8 protein-coding genes are annotated in these 19,450 nt (G+C 75.2%); all 8 read left to right on the plus strand.

All coding sequences use genetic code 11. The annotated features are described in order from the left end of the window. Positions 1 to 576: acyl carrier protein (locus AB0N76_RS17440; protein WP_363557961.1), on the plus strand; the 576-nt coding region annotated here is incomplete at its 5' end. A gap of 36 nt (positions 577 to 612) precedes the next feature. Next, positions 613 to 6,189, plus strand: a complete 5,577-nt coding sequence (locus tag AB0N76_RS17445) for a type I polyketide synthase (protein ID WP_363557963.1) — start codon at positions 613 to 615, stop codon at positions 6,187 to 6,189. 81 nt (positions 6,190 to 6,270) lie between these two features. After that, the gene (locus AB0N76_RS17450) at positions 6,271 to 13,392 is read left to right on the plus strand and encodes a beta-ketoacyl synthase N-terminal-like domain-containing protein (protein WP_363557965.1); all 7,122 of its coding nucleotides are present in this window, start codon (positions 6,271 to 6,273) and stop codon (positions 13,390 to 13,392) included. Positions 13,393 to 13,485: 93 nt separating this feature from the next. After that, positions 13,486 to 14,172 (plus strand): class I SAM-dependent methyltransferase, encoded by a 687-nt coding sequence (locus tag AB0N76_RS17455; protein ID WP_363557967.1) that lies wholly within the window; start codon positions 13,486 to 13,488, stop codon positions 14,170 to 14,172. Between the two features lie 71 nt (positions 14,173 to 14,243). Continuing rightward, positions 14,244 to 14,774, plus strand: coding sequence for an SRPBCC family protein (locus AB0N76_RS17460; protein WP_363557969.1), 531 nt, complete (start codon positions 14,244 to 14,246; stop codon positions 14,772 to 14,774). A 57-nt stretch (positions 14,775 to 14,831) separates the two neighbouring features. Further along, positions 14,832 to 16,673 carry an asparagine synthase (glutamine-hydrolyzing) gene (gene asnB / locus AB0N76_RS17465; RefSeq protein WP_363557971.1) on the plus strand — a complete coding sequence of 614 codons (1,842 nt, stop codon included), beginning with the start codon at positions 14,832 to 14,834 and terminating at the stop codon, positions 16,671 to 16,673. A 53-nt stretch (positions 16,674 to 16,726) separates the two neighbouring features. After that, complete coding sequence (ubiG, locus tag AB0N76_RS17470) at positions 16,727 to 17,500, plus strand: bifunctional 2-polyprenyl-6-hydroxyphenol methylase/3-demethylubiquinol 3-O-methyltransferase UbiG (RefSeq protein WP_363557973.1); 774 nt, start codon at positions 16,727 to 16,729, stop codon at positions 17,498 to 17,500. Next, positions 17,497 to 19,269 carry an FAD-dependent monooxygenase gene (locus AB0N76_RS17475; protein ID WP_363557975.1) on the plus strand — a complete coding sequence of 591 codons (1,773 nt, stop codon included), beginning with the start codon at positions 17,497 to 17,499 and terminating at the stop codon, positions 19,267 to 19,269. Before ubiG ends, AB0N76_RS17475 begins: the two co-directional genes overlap by 4 nt. Positions 19,270 to 19,450: the final 181 nt, after the last annotated feature.

Raw genomic sequence — 19,450 nt, forward strand, 5'->3', positions numbered from 1 at the left:
CGCGCGGTCGCCGCCGCCGGGTCGGGTGACACGGCCGCGCCCGCCCTGCGGCTGGCCGGACTGCCCGCGGCCGAACGGGCGCTCGCACTGCTGGAGTTGGTGCGCGCCAACGCGGCCGTGGTGCTCGGCCACGCCTCGGACGACGCGATCCGGCCGGACCGGGCGTTCAAGCAGCTCGGCTTCGACTCGCTGACCGCCGTCGAGCTGCGCAACCGGCTCAACGCCGCCACCGGGCTCCGGCTGCCGGCCACCCTGATCTTCGACCACCCGACGCCGGAGGCGCTGGCCGACTTCCTGGGGACCGAGCTGGCCCCGGCCGACCCCGGCGGCGAGGGGACGGCCGCGGACGGCGAGGTCAGCCGGCTGCTGGCCACCATCCCGCCGGCCCGGCTGCGCGCCGCCGGGCTGCTCGACGCCCTGCTCGCGCTGGCCGGCACCGGCACCGGCGCCGAGGAGCCGGCCGCCGATCCGGGCGGCGAACTCGACGACCTCGACGACCTGGACGACCTCGACGAGATCGACGCCATGGACGCCGACGACCTGGTCGGCCTCGTCTTCGGCACCACTGACCTCTGATCACGTTCGGACTGCGGAGACTGCGGAGAAGCGACGATGGCTGCATCACAGGCTGCATCACAGGAACGGGTGCTGGAGGCGCTCCGGCTCTCGCTCAAGGAGACCAAGCGCCTCCAGCAGCAGAACCAGCGGCTGACCGAGGCCCGGCACGAGCCGATCGCGATCGTCGGCATGGCCTGCCGGTTCCCCGGCGACGTCCGCAGCCCCGAGGACCTGTGGCAGCTGGTCTCCGAGGGCCGGGACGCCGTCACCGACTTCCCGGACGGCCGCGGCTGGGACACCGAGGAGCTGTACGACCCGGACCCGGACCGGCCGGGCAAGAGCTACGTCCGCTCCGGCTGCTTCCTCGGCGACGCCGGACGGTTCGACGCCGCGTTCTTCGGGATCAGCCCGCGCGAGGCGCTGGCCATGGACCCGCAGCAGCGGCTCCTGCTGGAGACCTCCTGGGAGGTGTTCGAACGGGCCGGCCTCGCCCCGGAGTCGCTGCGCGGCAGCAGCACCGGCGTGTTCGTCGGCGCCTCCCCGCTCGGCTACGCCGCCGATCCGCGCACCGCCGAGGGCGCCGAGGGCTACCTGCTGACCGGGACCACCGTCAGCGTCGCCTCCGGCCGGCTCGCCTACGCCTTCGGGCTGGAGGGCCCGGCGGTGACGGTCGACACCGCCTGCTCGTCCTCGCTGGTCGCCCTGCACCTCGCGGCGCAGTCGCTGCGCAACGGCGAGTGCACGATGGCGCTGGTCGGCGGCGCGGCGGTGATGGCGGCGCCGCACATGTTCATCGAGTTCAGCCGCCAGCGCGGACTGGCCCCCGACGGCCGCTGCAAGGCCTTCGCCGGCGCGGCCGACGGCACGGCCTGGGGCGAGGGGGTGGGCGTCCTGCTGGTCGAGCGGCTCTCCGACGCCCGGCGGCTCGGCCATCAGGTGCTCGCCGTGGTCCGCGGCTCGGCGATCAACCAGGACGGCGCCTCCAACGGGCTCACCGCGCCGAGCGGGCCCGCCCAGCAGCGGGTGATCCGGGCCGCGCTCGCGGACGCCCGGCTCGCCTCCGCCGACATCGACGCCGTCGAGGCGCACGGCACCGGCACCCGGCTCGGCGACCCGATCGAGGCACAGGCGCTGCTCGCCACCTACGGCAAGGAGCGGCCCGCCGAACGGCCGCTCTGGCTCGGCTCGGTGAAGTCCAACCTCGGCCACACCCAGCTCGCCGCGGGCGTCGCGGGCGTCATCAAGACGGTGCTGGCGATGCGGCACGGCGTCCTGCCGGCCACCCTGCACGTCGACGAGCCGACCCCGCAGGTCGACTGGTCGCGCGGGGCGGTCGAGCTGCTGACCGAGGCGCGCGACTGGCCCGCCGTCGACCGCCCCCGGCGGGCCGCGGTCTCCTCCTTCGGCATCAGCGGCACCAACGCCCACGTCATCCTGGAGCAGCACGTCGAGACCCCGGCCGAGGTCGAGACCCGGACCGAGGCGGGCGCGACCCCGTGGCTGCTGTCGGCCCGCAGCCCGGAGGCGCTGCGCGCCCAGGCCGGCCGGCTCGCCGAGGCCGTCGCCGCCGCCCCGGCGTGGCGGGCCGCCGACGTCGCCTGGCCGCTGGCCACCACCCGGGCCGGCCTCGACCACCGGGCGGCGGTGCTCGGCACCGACCGCGCCGAGCTGCTGGCGGGCCTGGACGCGCTGCGCCGGGCCGAGGACGCGCCGAACCTGCTGCTGGGATCGGCGGGGCGAACCGGCCGGCTGGCCTTCCTGTTCACCGGCCAGGGCGCCCAGCGGGCCGGCGCCGGGCGCGAACTGTACGGGCGCTTCCCGGTGTTCGCGGCCGAGCTGGACCGGGTCTGCGAGCTGCTGGAGGCCGCCTCCGGGCTGCCAGTCCGCGAGGTGCTGTTCGCCGCCGAGGAGTCGCCCGAGGCCGCCCGGCTGGACGAGACGGCGTTCACCCAGGCCGCCCTGTTCGCGGTGGAGGTGGCGCTGTTCCGGCTGGTCGAGTCCTGGGGGCTGCGGCCGGACTTCGTGCTCGGCCACTCGATCGGGGAGCTCGCGGCGGCGCACGTCGCCGGGGTGTTCTCGCTGGAGGACGCGGTCACCGCGGTGGCCGCCCGGGGCCGGCTGATGCAGCAACTCCCGGCCGGCGGCGCGATGGTGGCGGTCGAGGCGACCGAGCCGGAGGTGACCGCCCTGCTGGCCGCCCTGCCGACCGGGCACGCCGGCCCGGCCGGGATCGCCGCCGTCAACGGGCCCCGCTCCGTCGTCGTCTCCGGCGAGGAGGAGGCGGTGACCGCCGTCGCCGAGGAGCTGCGCGCGCAGGGCAGGCGGACCAAGCGGCTGACCGTCAGCCACGCCTTCCACTCCGCGCGGATGGACGCGATGCTCGCGCCGTTCCGCGCGGTGCTCGACGGCCTCACCCTGCACGAGCCGGCCATCCCGGTCGTCTCCAACCTGACCGGCCGCCCGGTCGACGGCGCGCTGATCCGCACGCCGGAGTACTGGGTGCGGCACGTCCGGGAGGCCGTCCGCTTCGACGACGGGGTCCGCTACCTGCTCGACCAAGGCGTGACCACCCTGCTGGAGCTCGGCCCGGACGGGGTGCTGGCCGCGATGGCCCAGCAGAGCGCCGGGGAACGGGCCGGGGACGTCGCGGCGGTGCCGCTGCTGCGCCGGGGCCGCCCGGAGCCGGAGACGCTGCTCGCCGCCGTCGCGCACGCGCACGTGCGGGGCGTCCGGGTGGACTGGCCGGCCGCCCTCACCGCGCTGGTCGGCCCGGCCGGAGCCCGCCCGGACCTGCCGACGTACGCCTTCCAGGGCGAGCGGTACTGGCTGGACCCGGCCGGCGGGAGCCTCGCCGGGGCGTCCGAGCCGGGCGTGGCGCCCGCCGGGCACCCGCTGCTCGGGGTCGCCGTCACCCCCGCCGAGGGCGGCGGGCTGATCCTCACCGGCCGGCTGTCGCCGCGGTCGCACCGCTGGCTCGCCGACCACGTGGTGCTGGGCAGCACCGTGGTGCCCGGCACCGCGTACCTGGAACTGGCCCTGCACGCGGCGCGGCTGGCCGGCTGCGCGGCGGTCGAGGAGCTCAACCAGGAGGCGCCGCTGATCCTCGGCGAGACCGGGACCACCCAGCTCCAGGTGGTGGTCGGCGCGGCCGAGGCCTCGGGCCGGCGGTCGATCGGCGTGTACGCGCGGCCGGACGACACCGCCGAGTGGACGCGGCACGCGGACGGCACGCTGGCCGCCGGGTCCGCCGCGGACGGCGGGTCGGGTCGGCAGCTCACCGGCGTCTGGCCGCCGGAGGGCGCCGAGCCGGTGGACCTCGACGGCTTCTACCCGTCCGTCGCCCGCGACGGCTTCGACTACGGCCCGTCCTTCCGCGGCCTGCGGGCGATGTGGCGCGCGGGCGAGGAGGTGTACGGCGAGGTCGTCCTCCCGGAGCCCGAGCGGGCCAAGGCGGACGGGTACGGCGTCCATCCGGCGCTGCTCGACGCCGCCCTGCACGCGGGCCTGGTCGGGAACACCGGGGAGCAGGTGCTGCTGCCGTTCGCCTGGAACGACGTGCGGCTGCACCGCCCCGGCGCGGCCGCGCTGCGCCTGCGCCTGGCCCCGGCCGGGCCGGACGCGATGTCCCTGGAGGTCACCGACGAGACCGGGGCGCCGGTCGCCTCGGTCGGCGCGCTGCGGGCCCGGCCGGTGTCGGTCGACCAGCTGCGCGCGGCGGCCCGCGCCGGGCTGGGCGACGCGCTGTTCCGCGTCGAGTGGGCGCCCGTCCCGGCCACCGAGCGGCAGCCGAGCCGGCTCGCCGTGCTCGGCGACGGCCCCGGGTTCGCGGAACTCGACCGGTACCCGGACCTCGCGGCGCTCGGCACGGCCGTCGACGCGGGGCTGCCGGTGCCGGACGCGGTCGTCCTGCCGCTGCCGGACGCCTCCGGCGAGCTGCCCGCGGCGGCGCGCGCCGCCCTGCACCGGACCCGGTCCGCGCTGACGGCGTGGGCGGCGGACGAGCGGTTCGCGGCCGCCCGGCTGGTCCTGACGACCCGCGGCGCGGTGGCCGCCGGGCAGGCAGCAGGCCTGGACGTCCCGAACCTCGCCCACGCCCCGCTGTGGGGGCTGGTCCGGGCCGCCCAGGCGGAACAGCCCGGCCGCTTCGTCCTGCTCGACCTGGACGGCGACACCGACGAAAGCGTCCCGCTCGCCCTGGCGGCCGCCGGTGACGAACCGCAGCTCGCCCTGCGCGGCGGCGCCGTCCTCGCGCCGCGCCTGGTCCGGACCCGCCCGGCGGCGGCCGCGACGGCCCCCGCGCTGGACCCGGACGGCACCGTGCTGATCACCGGCGGCACCGGCGCGCTCGGCGCGCTGCTCGCCCGCCACCTGGTCACCGCGTACGGCGTGCGGCACCTGCTGCTGCTCGGCCGGCGCGGCCCGCAGGCCCCCGGCGCGGCCGAACTCACCGCCGAGCTCGAAGAGTTGGGCGCCCGGGTGACGGTCACCGGCTGCGACGTGGCGGACCGGGAGGCGCTCGCCGCCGTGCTCGCCGCCGTCCCGGCCGAGCACCCGCTGACCGCCGTCGTCCACACCGCCGGCGTGGCCGCGGACGGATCGCTCGCCTCGCTCACCGAGGAGCGGTTCGACGCCGCGCTCCGCCCCAAGGCCGACGCCGCCTGGCACCTGCACGAGCTCACCCGGGACGCCGGCCTCGCCGCGTTCGTCCTCTTCTCCTCCGCGACGGCCACCCTCGGCGGCGCCGGCCAAGGCGGCTACACGGCGGCCAACGCCTTCCTCGACGCCCTCGCCCAGCACCGGACCGCGCACGGCCTGCCCGCCCGGTCGCTGGCCTGGGGCCTGTGGCAGCAGGACCGGGGCATGGCGGGCGCGCTCGACGAGACCACGCTCGGCCGGATGCGCCGCTCGGGCGTCCTGCCGCTCGGCCCGCAGGACGGCCTGGCCCTGTTCGACGCGGCGCTCGCCGGGCCCGACCCGACCTCGCTGCCGGTCCGCCTGGACCCCGCCGCGCTGCGCCAGGCCGGCCCGGACCTCCCGCCGCTGCTGCGCGGACTGGCCGGCCCGTCCACCGGCGCCGGGGCCCGCCCCGACAGCGGGGCGGCCGAGGAGCTGAAGCGGCGGCTCGCCGGGCTCTCCGAAGAGGACCGCGCCCGCGCCCTGCTGGACCTGGTGCGCGCCCAGGTGACCGTCGTACTCGGCCACTCCGCCACCGCCTCGGTGGACGCCGACCGGGCGTTCGGCGAGCTCGGCTTCGACTCGCTGACCGCCGTCGAACTGCGCAACCGGCTGATCACCGCCACCGGCCTGCGACTGCCGGCGACGCTGGTCTTCGACTACCCGACGTCGGCCGAACTCGCCCGCCACCTGGACGCGGAGCTCCCGCGCTCCGACGCCTCCTCGGCCGCACCGGTGCTCGCCGAACTGGACCGCCTCGAAGCCGTGCTCGCCGCGGTCGCCGCCGACCACCCCGAACGGGCCCGGATCGCCGACCGACTGCGGGCCGTCGCCGCCCGGTGGAGCGACCCGCACGGACCGGGGCACGAACACACCGCGGGGGCCGGGCTGGAGCTGGAATCCGCCGACGACGACGAGGTCTTCGACTTCATCACCAACGAACTCGGCATCTCCTGACCCACCGCTGACCCGCCCGCGTCGGCCCCGCCGCCGACCCGCCCGTCCTGTTCCTGCTCCATCCGAAGGGGTTGCGCCACTGTGGCCAGCGAGACCGAGGACAAGCTCCGCTACTTCCTGAAGCGGGTGACCGCCGACCTCCAGGAGACGCGCCGACGCCTCCAGGAGACCGAGGCCGTCGCCGGTGAGCCGATCGCGATCGTCGGCATGGCCTGCCGCTTCCCCGGCGGCGCCGACTCGGCCGAAGGGCTGTGGGACCTGGTCGCCGACGGCCGCGACGCCGTCACGCCGTTCCCCGCCGACCGCGGCTGGGACCCGGAGGCGCTGTACGACCCCGACCCCGACCGGACCGGCCACACCTACGCCCGCGAAGGCGGCTTCGTGGACGGCGCGGACCGCTTCGACGCCGGGTTCTTCGGCATCGGCCCGCGCGAGGCGCTGGCCATGGACCCGCAGCAGCGGCTGCTCCTGGAGACCACCTGGGAGGTGTTCGAACGGGCCGGCATCACCCCGGAGTCGCTGCGCGGCAGCCGGACCGGCGTCTTCATGGGCGCGGGCCAGGTCGACTACGCGGCGCTCGCCCAGCGGGCCACCGAGAGCCTGGAGGGGTACCTGCTCTCCGGCGGCGCGGCCAGCGTCATCTCGGGCCGGCTGTCCTACGTGTTCGGCCTGGAGGGCCCGGCGATCACGGTGGACACGGCGTGCTCCTCATCGCTCGTCTCGCTGCACCTGGCCTGCCAGTCGCTGCGCCGGGGCGAGTGCTCGACGGCGCTCGCCGGCGGGGCGACCGTGATGGCCGCACCCGGCATGTTCGTCGAGTTCAGCCGCGCCCGCGGCCTCTCCCCCGACGGCCGCTGCAAGGCCTTCGGCGCCGGGGCGGACGGCACGGGCTGGGGCGAGGGAGTGGGCGTCCTGCTCCTGGAGCGGCTGTCGGACGCCCGGCGGCTCGGGCACCCCGTGCTCGCCGTGGTGCGCGGCTCGGCGGTCAACCAGGACGGCGCGAGCAATGGGCTGACGGCGCCCAACGGGCCGTCCCAGCAGCGGGTGATCCGCACCGCGCTCGCCGACGCCCGGCTCACCGCCGCCGACGTGGACGCGGTGGAGGCGCACGGCACCGGGACGACACTCGGCGACCCGATCGAGGCGCAGGCGGTGCTGGCGACGTACGGGCAGGAGCGGAGCGCCGAACGTCCGCTCTGGCTGGGGTCGTTGAAGTCCAACATCGGGCACACCCAGGCGGCGGCGGGCGTGGCCGGGGTGATCAAGATGGTGATGGCGATGCGCAACGGCGTGCTGCCGCGCACGTTGCACGCGGATGAGCCGAGCCCGCACGTCGACTGGTCGGCCGGTGTCGTCGCGCTGCTGACCGAGGCGCAGAAGTGGCCGCAGGAGGACGGGCGACTGCGCCGGGCGGGCGTCTCGGCCTTCGGGGCGAGCGGGACGAACGCGCATGTGATCCTGGAGGAGGCCTCGGAGGTCGAGGAGGCTGAGCCCTCGGTCGCTGCGCCGGTCTCCCCCGTCGTACCGTGGGTGCTTTCGGCGCGGACCCCCGAGGCGCTGCGCGAGCACGCCGGGCGGCTGGCCGCCTTCCTCGACCGGCACCCCGACGCCGACCTGCGCGCCGTCGGCCACACCCTCCTGACCGCCCGCACCACCCACGACCACCGCGCCGTCGCCCTCGGCACCACCCCGCAGGAACTCCGCGCCCACCTCACCGCCCTCGCCGACGACCCCAACCCCGGCACCCCCGCCGGGACCTTCGACCGGCCGGTGTTCGTCTTCCCCGGACAGGGTTCGCAGTGGATCGGCATGGGCGCCGAACTCCTCGACACCTCACCGGTGTTCGCTGAATCCATCGCCCGCTGCGAGGCCGCGCTGGCGCCGCACGTGGACTGGTCGCTGACGCAGGTGCTGCGCGGGGGCGACGACCTTACCCGCGTCGACGTCGTCCAGCCCGCGCTGTTCGCCGTCATGGTGTCGCTGGCCGAGGTCTGGCGCTCCCTGGGGATTCAGCCCGCCGCCGTCATCGGGCACTCGCAGGGCGAGATCGCCGCCGCCACCGTCGCCGGTGCTTTGACGTTGGAGGATGGGGCCCGGATCGCGGCGCTGCGCAGCCGGGCGATCCTGGCGATCGCCGGACGCGGCGGCATGGCCTCCCTCCCCCTCAGCCACGACGACGCCACCGCGCTCCTGGCGCGCTGGGACGGCCGGCTCGCCATCGCCGCGCACAACGGGCCCACCAGCACCGTCGTCGCCGGGGACCAAGACGCCCTCGCCGAACTCCTCGCCCACTGCGAGCAGCACGAGATCCGGGCCCGCCGCATCGACGTCGACTACGCCTCCCACACCCACCACGTCGAAGCCATCCGTGAAGACCTCTCACAACAGCTAGCGGGTATCACCCCGGTGACAGCCTCCATCCCGTTCTACTCCACCGTCACCGGTGCCCTGATCGACACCACGAAGCTCACGGCGGACTACTGGTACACCAACCTGCGCCAGCCCGTCCTCCTCACCGACACCCTCCAAGCCGCCCACAACGACGGCCACCACGTCTACATCGAGACCAGCCCCCACCCCGTCCTCACCCCGGCCATCGACGACACCCTCGACCCCGCCCTCACCACCGGCACCCTCCGCCGCAACGACGACACCTGGACCCGCCTCCTCACCTCCCTCGCCCACCTCCACACCCACGGCCACCCCGTCGACTGGACCCCCCACCTCCACCCCGGCACCCACCCCGACCTCCCCACCTACCCCTTCCAACGCAAGCGTTACTGGGTGGAGACGCTCGACACCGTCGGCACGAGCGGCAGGGCGAGCACGTCCGCCGCCCCCGACGAGCACGCCGCCGACTCCCCCGGCGCGCAGCTGCGCCGCCGGCTGGCCGGGCTGGCCGAGCCCGAGCGCGAAGACCTGCTGCTCGACCTGGTGGTGTCCCACGCGACCGCCGTCCTCGGCCTCGCCGATCCGATCCCGGCGGACCGGTCCTTCCACGAGCTGGGGTTCGTCTCGCTCACCGCCGTCGAGCTGCGCAACCGGCTGATCGCCGCCACCGGCCTGCGTCTCCCGGCCGCCGTCGCCTTCGACCACCCGACGCCGGGCGTCCTGGGCCGTCACCTGCTCGCCCTGCTCTCCGAGACCGGGGCCGCCACTCCCGACGCCCCGCCCGCCCCGAGGGTGGCCGTCGGCACCGACGACGGCGACGAGCCGATCGCCATCGTCGCGATGGCCTGCCGCTACCCCGGCGACGTCCGCAGCCCCGAGGACCTGTGGCAGCTGGTGTCCGAGGGCCGCGACGCGATCACGCCGTTCCCCGGGAACCGGGGCTGGGACCTCGACAACCTCTACGACCCCGACCCGGACCGCCCCGGCCGCAGCTACACCCGTGAAGGCGGCTTCCTGCACGACGCCGACCGCTTCGACGCCGCGTTCTTCGGCATCGGCCCGCGCGAGGCTCTCGCGATGGACCCGCAGCAGCGGGTGCTGCTGGAGACCTCGTGGGAGGTGTTCGAGCGGGCCGGCATCGACCCGGAGTCGCTGCGCGGCAGCCGGACCGGCGTCTTCGCGGGCAGCAGCGGCCAGGACTACCCGCTGCTGGCGGCAGGCGCCCCGGACGGCCTGGAGGGCTACCTGCTGACCGGCAACGCGGCCAGCGTCATCTCCGGTCGCCTCGCCTACACCTTCGGGCTGGAGGGACCAGCCCTGACGGTGGACACCGCGTGCTCCTCCTCGCTGGTCGCCCTGCACCTGGCCTGCCGGTCGCTGCGCGCGGGCGAGAGCACGCTCGCGCTCGCGGGGGCCGTCACCGTGCTGTCGACGCCGCACGCGTTCATCGGGTTCAGCCGCCAGCGCGGGCTGGCGCCGGACGGCCGGTGCAAGCCGTTCGCCGCTTCGGCCGACGGCACCGCCTGGGGCGAGGGGGCGGGCGTGGTACTGCTGGAGCGGCTGTCCGACGCCCGCCGCAACGGGCATCCGGTGCTGGCCGTGATCCGTGGCTCGGCCACCAACCAGGACGGCGCGAGCAACGGCCTTTCCGCGCCCAACGGTCCCGCTCAGCAGCGGGTCATCCGGGAGGCGCTGGCCAGTGCCGGGCTCTCGGCCGCCGAGGTGGACGCGGTCGAGGCGCACGGCACGGGCACGCCGCTCGGGGACCCGATCGAGGCCGAGGCGCTGTTCGCGACGTACGGGGTGGACCGGCCGGCCGAGCAGCCGCTGTGGCTGGGCTCGGTGAAGTCGAACATCGGCCACACCGCGGCCGCCGCCGGGATGGCGGGCGTGATCAAGATGGTGAAGGCGATGGAGCACGGCGTCCTGCCGCCCTCCCGGTACGCCGACGCCCCGACCCCGCACGTGGACTGGTCCTCCGGCACGATCTCGCTGCTCACCGAGCCGGTGGCCTGGCCGGCCGGGGACCGCCCCCGCCGCGCGGGCGTGTCGGCCTTCGGCATCAGCGGCACCAACGCCCACGTGGTCCTCGAACAGGCCCCGGCGGCACCGGCGGTGACACCGGGCGAGCCCGTATCCACCCCCAGCGAGCCCGCCCCCACCGGGCCCCGGCCGCTGATCGCCTGGCCGGTCTCGGCCCGGGGTGAGGCCGCCCTGCGCGCCCAGGCGGAGCGCCTGCGCGACCACCTCGCCACCACACCCACCACGCCCACGACCATCGGACGCTCGCTGGCACTGACCCGCGCCGCGCTCTCGCACCGGGCGGTCGTGCTCGGCCGGGACCTCGACGAGCTCCGGTCCGGGCTGGACGCGCTCGCCGCGGGCGACACCGCGCCCGGACTGCTCCGGGGCACCGCGGCCACCGGCCGGGTCGGCTTCCTCTTCCCGGGCCAGGGCAGCCAGCGGCCGGGCATGGGACAGGGTCTGTACCGCGCCCACCCGGTCTTCGCCCGGGCGTTGGACGGACTGTGCGAGCGGCTGGACAGCCACTTGGCAGCCCAGCCCGGGCTCCCGGCCCTCCGCGACGTCCTGTTCGCCGAGGAGGGCAGCCCCGGGGCCGCTCTGCTCGACGAGACCGTGTTCACCCAGGCCGGGCTGTTCGCCGTCGGCATGGCGGCGTTCCGCCTGCTGGAGTCCTGGGGCGTCACGCCCGACTACGTCGGCGGCCACTCGATCGGCGAACTGGCGGCGGCCTGCGCGGCCGGAGTGCTGTCGGAGGACGACGCCTGCCGCCTGGTCGCCGCGCGTGGCCGGCTGCTCCAGGAAACGCCGGACGGCGGCCTGATGGTGGCCGTCGAGGCGGCCGAGGACGAGGTACTGCCGCTGCTGGCGAGCAGGTCGGCCGAGCTCGGCATCGCCGCCGTCAATGGGCCGCGCGCCGTCGTGCTGTCCGGCCTGGCCGGGCCGGTCGAGGAGGTCGCGGCCGTCCTCGCCGGACGCGGTCACCGGACCAAGCGCCTGCGGGTCACCCGGGCCTTCCACTCGCCGCTGACGGACGGCGTGCTGGACCGCTTCCACGCGGTGGCGAGCGGGATCACCTACCGGGCGCCGCGGCTGCGGCTGCTCTCGAACCTGACCGGCGAACCGGCCTCGGCCGAGCAGGTGTGCGCGCCGGAGTACTGGGTGCGGCACGTCCGGGAGGCGGTGCGGTTCCACGACGGCGCGCGCCGGATGCTGGCGGACGGCGTGACCACCTTCCTCGAACTCGGGCCCGGCGGTGTGCTGTCGGCGCTGGTGCGGGACGCGGCGGCCGACCGGAGCCCGGCCCCGGCTGCCCTGCCGCTGCTCCGGAACGGTCGGCCGGAGGCGGACAGCGCCCTGGCCGCGCTCGCCGGCGCGCACGTCCGGGGCGTCCCGGTGGCCTGGGACGCCGTCCTCCCCGAACCCGCGCCCGAGTCCGAGTCCGGGCCCGTCGACGATCACGCTCCCTCCCCCGGTCCGGGCCTGGTCACCCTGCCCACCTACGCGTTCCAGCGGCGCCGGTTCTGGCCGGAGCCCGTCGGCGCGGCCACCCGGCCCGGCGGACCCACCATCGAGCCGCCCGCCGACCCGTCCGCCGACCCGTCCGCGACGGCGGAACCCGCCCGGCGGTACCCGCGGCTCTCCGATCTCGACCCGGCCGAACGCGAGTCCGTGCTGGCCGAGTTGGTGGCCGCCGAGGTGGCCGCGGCGCTCGGACACGACTCGCCGGACGACCTGGAGGCCGACCTGCCGCTGCCCGAACTGGGGCTGGACTCCCTCGCGGCGACCGAGCTGAGCACCGCCCTCCAAGCCGCCACCGGGCTGGAGTTGACCGCCACGGCGGTGTTCGAACACCCCACCCTCGACGCCCTCGCCGCCCACCTGCGGGACCTCCTGGACGCCGCCCCGACACCCGCCGTCCCCACCACACCCCCCGACGCCGCACCGGCCGACGGCCTGCTGGCCGCGCTCGCGCCCCGGGCGGCGGAGCTCGGCCGGTTCGCGGAGTTCGGTGAACTCCTCGCCGCCACAGCGCGGTTCCGCGACACCTTCCACGCCGGCGCCCTGCCCGAGCCGTCCGCCCGGCCGGCCCCGGTCCGACTCACCCGGGGTCCGGCCACCGGCCCGGCCGTGCCCCGCATCTTCTCCTTCCCCTCCTTCGCGAGCCGGTCCGGCGCCCACCAGTACGCGCGGCTCGCCGCCGCGCTGAGCGGCCGGCACGAGCTGTGGGCGCTGCCCGCCCCCGGTTTCTCGCCGGGCGAGCGGCTTCCGGCCGACCTCGACGCGCTGGTCCGGCTGCACGCGGAGGACGTCCGCCGGCTCGCCGCCGGGCAGCCGTTCGCGCTCCTCGGCCACTCGGCCGGCGGGTGGATCGCGCACGCGGTGGCGGCGCGGCTGGAGGAGCTGGGCGTCCACCCCGCCTCGGTCGTCCTGCTGGACAGCTACCGGCCCGGGAGTGCCATACTGCCCCTCGTCCAGGCGGAGATCGCCGGACAGTTGACGTCCGGTCGGATTCCCGCCGGTGCCCTGCTGGACGACGTCTGCCTCACCGCGATGGGCGGCTACGCCCGGCTCTTCGAGGTCTGGCAGCCGCAGCCCCTGGCCACGCCCACGCTCCACCTGCGCGCCGCCCGGCCGCTGCCCGGCTTCCCCGCCACCGACTGGCAGGCCGCCTGGCCGGTCCCGCACACCGGGGCCGAGGTCCCGGGCGACCACTTCACGATGACCGGCGAGCACAGCCCGACCACCGTGCGCGCGGTCCTCGACCTGCTCGCCGAGCCGGTCGCCTGACCCTCCCGCTCCACCCGCTCCACCGCTCCGCCCGCCGCAATGCCGCACCGCAGCACCGCCGCCCGACGAACTCCCGACGAAGGTGAGCAGAAGATGAGCACTGACCACGGCCACCAGCACGCCGACCTGGACCAGGCGGTCCTCGACGGCCAGGCCCCCTACCACCGCCGCGCGCTGAACTTCTACGACCTGGTCGTGTTCCGCGGCAGCGCGCCGCTGTTCTGGCGCTGCTCGCCGCGCAACTTCCAGCAGATGTACAACACCTGCCTCGGCGCGAAGCACCTGGAGATCGGCGTCGGCACCGGCTACCTGCTGGAGCACTCCCGGTTCCCGGTCTCGAACCCGCAGGTCACGCTGGCCGACCTCAACCCCAGCACGCTGGACTTCACCGCCGAGCGGCTGGCCCACATCAACACCACCAAGGTCGTCGCCAACGCCCTGGAGCCGCTGCCGGTGCCCGCCGAGAGCCACGACTCGGCCGCCCTCAGCTTCCTGCTGCACTGCATCCCCGGCAGCCTGCGGGAGAAGGGCGTGGCGATCAAGCACGCGGCCGCGGCCGTGAAGCCCGGCGGCATCGTCTTCGGCAGCACCGTGCTGTCCTCGGGCGTCCCGGTCACCGGGGCCGGCCGCTGGCTGATGAACAACCTCAACGCGAAGGGCGTGTTCCACAACGACCGGGACGACCTGGAGGACCTGCGCGACCAGCTGAAGCAGAACTTCGACGACTTCGACCTCGTCACGCGCGGCTCCGTCGGCCTCTTCCGGGCCCGCAAGGCCTGAACACCCTCCCGCGTTCCCCCTCTCCCCGACCCCGCCCCCGCCCCGTTCCGTTCCGGAAAGGAACCGCGCCCATGGCCGCACCCCGCTGGTACCCGATCGAGGAGGCCGACGACTCCCTCTTCGCCACCGCCCCGCTCTACCACGCCCGTTCGGTGGAGGTGCCGTTCTCCGCCGAGGAGACCTGGGCGGCGCTGACCGGCGACGGCGTGTCCAGCTGGACCAAGGGCATGCGGCGGCTCACCTGGACCTCGCCCCGGCCGTTCGGCGTCGGCACCACCCGGGAGATCGAGATGGACGGTGACTTCGCCCTCCGGGAGCGCTTCTTCCGCTGGGAGGAGGGCACCCGCAAGACCTTCACCGCCACCGAGGGGACCCGTCCGATCTTCCGCCACCTGGTGGAGGACTACGTGGTCGAGCCGACCGAGAACGGCGCCCGGTTCGGCTGGCGCTGGGCGGCCGAGCTGAACCGCCCGTGGTCCTTCCTCCAGGGCACGCTGGACCGGTTCTTCTTCGCCCCCACCGGCCGCTCGCACATCGACGGCCTGCCCGCCTACATGGCCGCCCAGCGCGACGCCGCCCAGCGGGACGCCGCCCGCCGCTGAGCCCCGCCCCGCCCCGCCACACACAGCCACCCCGCCCCCGACCGAAAGAAGACCCGAATGTGCGGGATCGCCGGCTGGATCTCCTTCCAGCACGACCTCGAACGTGAACTCCCCACCCTGACCGCGATGACCGACACCATGGCCTGCCGCGGTCCGGACGCCGCCGGCACCTGGCTGTCCCGGCACGCCGCGCTGGGCCACCGCCGGCTCGCCATCATCGACCTGGCGGGCGGCGCCCAGCCGATGGTGGCCGAGACGCCGGACGGCCCGGTCGCCATGACCTACAGCGGCGAGGCGTACAACTTCACCGAGCTCCGGGACGAACTGCGCCGCCGGGGGCACGAGTTCCGCACCGCCAGCGACACCGAGGTCGTCCTGCGCGGCTACCTGGAGTGGGGGCAGGGCGTCGCCGACCGGCTCAACGGCATGTACGCGCTGGGCATCTGGGACGGCCGGGTGGAGAAGCTGGTCCTGCTGCGCGACCGGCTGGGCATCAAGCCGCTCTACTACCAGCAGACCGCCGACGGTGTGCTGTTCGGTTCCGAGGCGAAGGCGCTGCTCGCCCACCCGGCCGTGGAGCCGGTGGTGGACACCGACGGTTTCCGTGAGCTGTTCGGCTTCGTCAAGGCCCCCGGCCGCGCCGTCTGGGCGGGCATGCACGAGGTCAAGCCGGGCACCATGGTGACCTTCGACCGCTCGGGCCTGCGCGAGCACGTGTACTGGCGGCTGGAGGTCACCGAGCACCGGGACGACACCGAGACCACCGTCCGGCACGTCCGGGAGCTGCTGGAGGACAGCGTGGCGCGGCAGTTGGTCGCCGACGTCCCGCAGTGCGTGCTGCTCTCCGGCGGCCTCGACTCCAGCGCCCTCACTGCTCTGGCCGGCCGCCGGCTGGCGGAGCAGGGCGAGCGGGCGCGCACCTTCACCGTCGACTTCGAGCAGCCGGACGCGTTCCGCCCCGACGAGCTGCGCGGCTCGCAGGACGCGCCGTTCGCCCGCGCGGTGGTCGAGCACGTCGGCACCGAGCACCACGACATCCGGCTCGACCACCAGGCGCTGGCCGACCCCGCGGTGCGCCTGGCCACCGTGACCGCCCGCGACCTGCCGTTCGGCTTCGGCGAGGCGGACAACTCGCTGTACCTGCTGTTCAAGGCGATCCGGGAGCACTCGACGGTCGCCCTGTCCGGGGAGTCGGCCGACGAGATCTTCGGCGGCTACCCGTGGTTCCACCTGCCGGCGGTGCAGCAGGTCCCGATGTTCCCGTGGGTGACCGCCTCCGGGCTCGGCCCGCGCAAGCACCCGACCAAGCTGATCGACTCCGAGCTGCTGCTGCGCACCCTCGACGTCCCCGGCTACTGGGGGCAGCGCTGGCAGGACTCGGTGGCCGGGATCCCGGTGGTGGAGGGCGAGGACGCGCACGAGCGGCGGATGCGCGAGTTCTGCCACGTGCACCTGACCAGCCTGCTGGGCCTGCTGCTGGACCGCAAGGACCGGATGAGCATGGCGGTGGGCCTGGAGGTGCGGGTGCCGTTCTGCGACCACCGGCTGGTGGAGTACGTCTACAACACCCCGTGGGCGATGAAGACCTTCGACGGCCGGGAGAAGAGCCTGCTGCGCGCCGCGGTGCGCGACCTGCTGCCCGGTTCGGTGGTGGAGCGGCAGAAGGCGCTCTACCCGCACACCCAGCAGCTCGCCTACGTCGGGGAGTTGCAGCGCCAGGTCGGCGACCTGCTGTCGGGCGACCACCAGGCGGTGGAGTTCTTCGACCGGGCCGCGCTCGTGGCGGCGGCGGGCGCCCGGCCCGAGGCCGTCGACCGGGACGAGCGGGAGGCCTTCGAGCGGGTCCTCGACCTGGCCGTCTGGCTCGATCTGCACCGCCCGACCATCAAGCTCTCCTGAGCTCCCCGAGCTCCCCCGAGCTCTCCTGACCAGTTCTCCCGAGGAGTCGGACCATGCCCGTCGACAACGATGTCTACAACACCCATTCCTGGTGGCACGACGACCAGCCGTTCGCGACGCTGGAGGCGTTCACGCCGGCCCGCTTCTCCTACTTCCAGGAGGTCCTGACCACGCGGCTGCGGCTGGACCTCAAGGGCCTCAAGGTGCTCGACGTGGGCTGCGGCGGCGGTCTGCTGGCCGAGCTCTTCGCCGGGGCCGGCTGCCGGGTCACCGGGCTGGACCCGTCGGGCCCGTCGCTGGAGGCGGCCGGCGAGCACGCCCGGCAGAACGGTCTGGACATCACCTACCGGCAGGGCATCGCCGAGAAACTGCCCTTCGAGGACGGCGAGTTCGACCTCGTCTACTGCTGCGACACGCTGGAGCACGTCGGCTCGGTGGACCAGGCGGTCGGCGAGGCCGTGCGGGTGCTCAAGCCGGGCGGCCACTACCTCTACGACACCATCAACCGGACGTTCCGGTCCAAGCTGGCGATGATCAAGATGGCGCAGGACTGGAAGTCCGTCAGTTTCGCGCCCAAGGACCTGCACGACTGGAAGAGCTTCATCAAGCCGGCCGAGCTGCACGCGGTGTTCCGCAAGCACGGCCTGGCCAATCAGGATCTCGTCGGATTCGCCTCCACCCGGCCGCAGTTGGAGCTGCTGAAGGCGATGCGCCGCCGCGCCCGGGGCGAGATCACGTACGGCGAGCTGGGGCGTCAGTTCCAGCTCGGCATTCACAAGGACACGTCGGTGATCTACGCCGGCTATGCACGGAAGGCTGCACAGTGACCAAGACCACCACCACCCCCGACGTCCGGGTTCCGGTACTGATCGTCGGAGCCGGCCCGGCCGGCCTCACCGCCTCGCTGGCGCTCTCCCGCTACGGCGTCGCGCACCTGGTGGTCGGCAAGTACCCGGGTACCGCCCACACCCCGCGGGCCCACCTGCTGAACCAGCGCACCGGTGAGATCCTGCGCGACCTCGGGGTCGAGGACGCGGTGCTGGCCGAGGCCACCCCGAGCCGGCTGCTGGCCAACCACGTCTTCATGTCGACCTTCGCCGGCCCCGAGGTGAGCCGGCTGGACGCGTACGGCAACGGCCCGGAGCGGATCGGCGACTACCTGGCGGCCAGCCCGAGCACGATGTGCAACCTGGCGCAGCACCTGCTGGAGCCGCTGCTGGTCGAGCAGGTCCGGGCGGCCGGGGTCGGCGAACTCCGCTTCGGGCAGGAGTTCCTGAGCCTGGAGCAGGACGAGGACGGGGTCACGGCGGTGATCGCCGACCGGCAGTCCGGCCTGGAGTACACCGTGCGCGCGGACTACGTGATCGGCGCCGACGGCGCCAAGAGCCGGGTGCTGGAGCAGGCCGGGCTCACCGTGGAGGGCGCGACCGGGCTGGCGAAGGTCGCCTCGGTCTGGTTCGAGGCGGACCTGTCGAAGTACTGCGAGGACCGTCCGGCGATCCTCTACATGGGCGCCGTGCCCGGCAACCCGCCGGAGGACGGCCGGGTGTTCGTCAGCATCCGCCCCTGGAACGAGTGGGTCTACCTGCGTTTCCTCGACCACGGCGGGGAGTTCGACCGCGACGACCACGAGGAGATCCTCGCGCACATCCGGGAGAGCATCGGCGACCCGTCCGTCGACGTCCGGATCAAGAGCGTGTCGCCGTGGGAGGTCAACGCGGTGGTCGCCCCGCGCTACTCCGACGGCCGGGTGTTCTGCGTCGGCGACGCGGTGCACCAGATGCCGCCGACCAACGGCCTCGGGCTGAACTCGGCGGTCGCGGACTCGTTCAACCTCGCCTGGAAGCTGAAGCTGGTGCTGGACGGCACGGCCTCCCCGGCCCTGCTGGACAGCTACCAGGCGGAGCGGCTGCCGGTCGGCGGGCAGATCGTCGACCGCGCGGTCCGCAGCATGCTGGACTTCCTCGGCATCCCGGCGGCGCTCGGCTTCACCGCCGGGCAGAGCGCCGACGAGCAGTGGAGCCTGCTGCGCGGCCTGGCCGACGACACCGAGGAGGCCGCCGCCCGGCGCGCCGCGTTGGCCGCCGCGACCGACCGGATCAACTACCAGGTGAACGCGCACGGCGTCGAGATCGGCTACCGCTACCGCGGCGGCGCCCGGGTCGACGACGGCACGCCCGAGCCGGTCGACGAGCGGGACCGGGAGCTGTACTACCAGCCGACCACCTGGCCGGGCGCCCGGCTGCCGCACGCCTGGCTGGAGGACGGCGGCCGGCGCCGCTCCACCCTGGACGTGGTCGGCCGGGGCCGGTTCGTCCTGCTGACCGGCCGCGGCGGCGAGCGCTGGCACGACGCCGCCCGCGAGGCGGCCCGGCTCACCGGCGTCCCGGTGACGGTCCGCACGATCGGCGCCGCCGAGGGCCTGCGCGACCCGTACGGGGCGTGGGAGCGGCTGCGCGAGGTCGAGGCGGACGGCGGCGTGCTGGTCCGTCCGGACGGGCACGTGGCCTGGCGCGCGCAGACCGCCGGCTCCGCCGACGAGCTGCCCAAGGTGCTGGCCGAACTGCTGAACACCCCGTCCGGCCCTGCGGCCTGACCCTTCGCCGGGCGACCCCTTCCCGTTCTCCCGGGAGGGGGCCGCCCGGCGTCGTTCGGCAGCAGGCGGCCGGACCTCGTGGAGTGGGGGCCTCGCCGTGGCCGCGTGAAGCGGTCCGTATCCGGCGGGAAGCGGCGCGAGGAGGAAGCACCCACTCCTCGGCACTCTCAAGGTATAGCCG

This window comes from Kitasatospora sp. NPDC093806 (genome assembly GCF_040683335.1).
Lineage (GTDB): Bacteria > Actinomycetota > Actinomycetes > Streptomycetales > Streptomycetaceae > Kitasatospora.